The organism is Candidatus Pelagibacter communis (assembly GCF_001179965.1).
Lineage (GTDB): Bacteria > Pseudomonadota > Alphaproteobacteria > Pelagibacterales > Pelagibacteraceae > Pelagibacter.
This window is the reverse complement of record NZ_CVSH01000020.1, coordinates 1-2,035: the sequence shown is the minus strand read 5'-3', so window position 1 is coordinate 2,035 and position 2,035 is coordinate 1. Positions and strand designations below refer to the sequence as shown.

Annotated in this window: 5 protein-coding genes; 2 read left to right on the top strand and 3 right to left on the bottom strand. The window is 28.1% G+C overall.

Features of this window, described 5'->3' with window-relative positions:
- Together AMN73_RS00710 and AMN73_RS00705 are read left to right on the top strand one after the other, a co-directional pair.
- Positions 1 to 318 (top strand): ThiF family adenylyltransferase (locus AMN73_RS00710; RefSeq protein ID WP_179850063.1); only part of this gene is annotated, 318 nt, incomplete at its 5' end.
- 71 nt (positions 319 to 389) lie between these two features.
- Positions 390 to 755: an SH3 domain-containing protein gene (locus tag AMN73_RS00705; protein WP_256997809.1), complete on the top strand. Its 366-nt coding sequence runs from the start codon at positions 390 to 392 to the stop codon at positions 753 to 755.
- Here the strand turns inward: AMN73_RS00705 and AMN73_RS00700 are convergent, their stop codons facing one another.
- From AMN73_RS00700 to AMN73_RS00690, 3 genes are all read right to left on the bottom strand, one after another.
- Complete coding sequence (locus AMN73_RS00700; RefSeq protein WP_075534398.1) at positions 756 to 935, bottom strand: hypothetical protein; 180 nt, start codon at positions 933 to 935, stop codon at positions 756 to 758.
- A gap of 121 nt (positions 936 to 1,056) precedes the next feature.
- Entirely contained in the window at positions 1,057 to 1,299 is a 243-nt protein-coding gene (locus AMN73_RS00695; RefSeq protein WP_075534397.1) for a DUF2061 domain-containing protein, read from the bottom strand.
- Positions 1,283 to 1,897, bottom strand: coding sequence for an aspartyl/asparaginyl beta-hydroxylase domain-containing protein (locus AMN73_RS00690; RefSeq protein WP_075534396.1), 615 nt, complete (start codon positions 1,895 to 1,897; stop codon positions 1,283 to 1,285). Before AMN73_RS00690 ends, AMN73_RS00695 begins: the two co-directional genes overlap by 17 nt.
- Between the last annotated feature and the right edge of the window lie 138 nt (positions 1,898 to 2,035).

Genomic DNA, 2,035 nt, shown 5'->3' with positions numbered 1-2,035 from the left:
AAATTAAAAAAATTTTTTATATCTGGATCTATCAGCAGATTTGATGGCCATATTTTTACATTTGATTTTAAGAATAAAAACGAACCTTGTTTAAAATGCTTTTACCAAGAACTACCTCCGGATGATGTATTAAATTGTGAGTCTGATGGTATTTTAGGTCCTGTGGCTGGTGTTGTTGGAAATTTACAAGCAATTGAAGCAATAAAAAAAATCTGTCATGTAGGAAAAAACTTAAGTTCAAATATTTTAATTTTGAACTTAAAAGATCTAAAATTTAGAAAAGTAAAATTTGAAAAGAAAAAAAATTGTATATGCTAAAAATTTTCTTACTTATTATATTTTTTAACCTTCATATAAATGTTTTTGCACAAGAAAGTGATTACTTTTTAATGCTTAAGTATAATGAAGTAAATGTAAGGTATGGGCCAAGTAAAGATGATCAAATTAAGTTTATTTACAAAAAAAAATATCTACCTTTAAAGGTTATTGATAAAAAAGAAAATTTTAGAAAAATTATTGATCATAAGAATAATGGGGGGTGGATACACATTTCTCAATTAAAGTCTCCAAAGTCTCTTGTGATTTTAGAGAATAAAGTTCTTTTTAAAAAAGATAGCTATTACTCAAAGCCATTAGTAAGAATTGAAAAGGGGGTGTTGGTCCTTGTTAAAAAGTGCAAACAAAATTGGTGTAAAGTAAAAACCAACAATTATACTGGTTGGTTAAATACTAAAAATGTTTGGGGTATTAATTAGTTACTCTTGCTGTGAACAAACGTCTTTAATAACAGGTATGTTCGCACAATCTCCACATTTTGTAACTTGAACAATACAACCATCATTTAAAACTTTCACATCAACTGTTCTATCACATTTAGAACATTTAGATGCGATTGTAAGTCCACATTTTTTACAATTATAGTTTTGTATTTCCATGATTTAAGAATAAAAAATTAAAAAAATTATTTCAACTTTTTTCTGTGATAATGATAATTGTTATCAAAAAAAAATATTATATTAACAACTTTTTAAACTAATGATAATCATTCGCAAAAAATTATTTTTTGGATTTACTCGCCCACCACTTGTCTAAAATAAAGTACCAGACTGAATTTGCTATTGGTTCAACTATAGCATCTGTTAATGCAATCATAAATGTTACATCCGCTACCAACATTAATACTGTTATTGCTATAGCAAAGTGTCCGATTGTGTAGATAACAGTTCTAAGAAGTGAACCTTTGTTATTTTCAAATATTTCTTTTGAGGCCCCGAATAAACCTTTAGTGATTTCTGTCATTATTTTTTTTAAAAGGATTTTCTAATACACATGCAACTAAATGAATTCTTGCTTGTTCTCCACCGTTAAAAAAATTATGAAATTTTGTATTATTCGTTATAGTAACGTGCCCATCTGCTGGTAAATGTTTGGCTACATTTTCTATTACCATAGAGCAACCTTTGTTAGTAATTATTGGTATATGCAACCTAGGTTCTGGATCTTTATGCCAGCTTAAAGTAGATCTAGGCTCTTTCAAGAGTAACCTTACTCTACCTAACTTAAATTTACTTTTTAAAGTTTCATAAACTTCTTTAAAATAAGTATTTTCAAATTCTGGCATAAGTTCTGTATATTTTGACTCATCAATAGCTATATCTCTTGAAACCACTTTTCCAGATTCGTCTGCTATGGTCCAATATTTACCTCTAACGTTATGACCCTCTACTGAATCATTATCGTTTGGAATTCTATTAATTGGTATGGCACCAAAATGACTTATTCCCAATGAATTAAAATTTTTCTTCTCTAAAATTGACTCTAAATCTTTTCTTAACCTTGAAATATCAAATTTTAGGTCAGGAACTTTAAAGAAGTCTTCGAAACTAACTTGAACCATTTTTTATTACCCTATTTTATTACCTTAAATCAAAACGATCTAAATTCATCACTTTTGTCCAAGCGTTAACAAAATCACTTATAAACTTATCCTTAGCATCTTCGCAAGCATAAACTTCGGCAAAAGCTCTTAATTGAG

Bases quoted from the DNA above. Each gene is read 5' to 3' on its own strand.
- AMN73_RS00705 (WP_256997809.1), top strand. From the start codon at position 390: ATGCTTAAGTATAATGAAGTAAATGTAAGGTATGGGCCAAGTAAAGAT.
- AMN73_RS00700 (WP_075534398.1), bottom strand. From the start codon at position 935: ATGGAAATACAAAACTATAATTGTAAAAAATGTGGACTTACAATCGCA.
- AMN73_RS00695 (WP_075534397.1), bottom strand. From the start codon at position 1,299: ATGACAGAAATCACTAAAGGTTTATTCGGGGCCTCAAAAGAAATATTT.
- AMN73_RS00690 (WP_075534396.1), bottom strand. From the start codon at position 1,897: ATGGTTCAAGTTAGTTTCGAAGACTTCTTTAAAGTTCCTGACCTAAAA.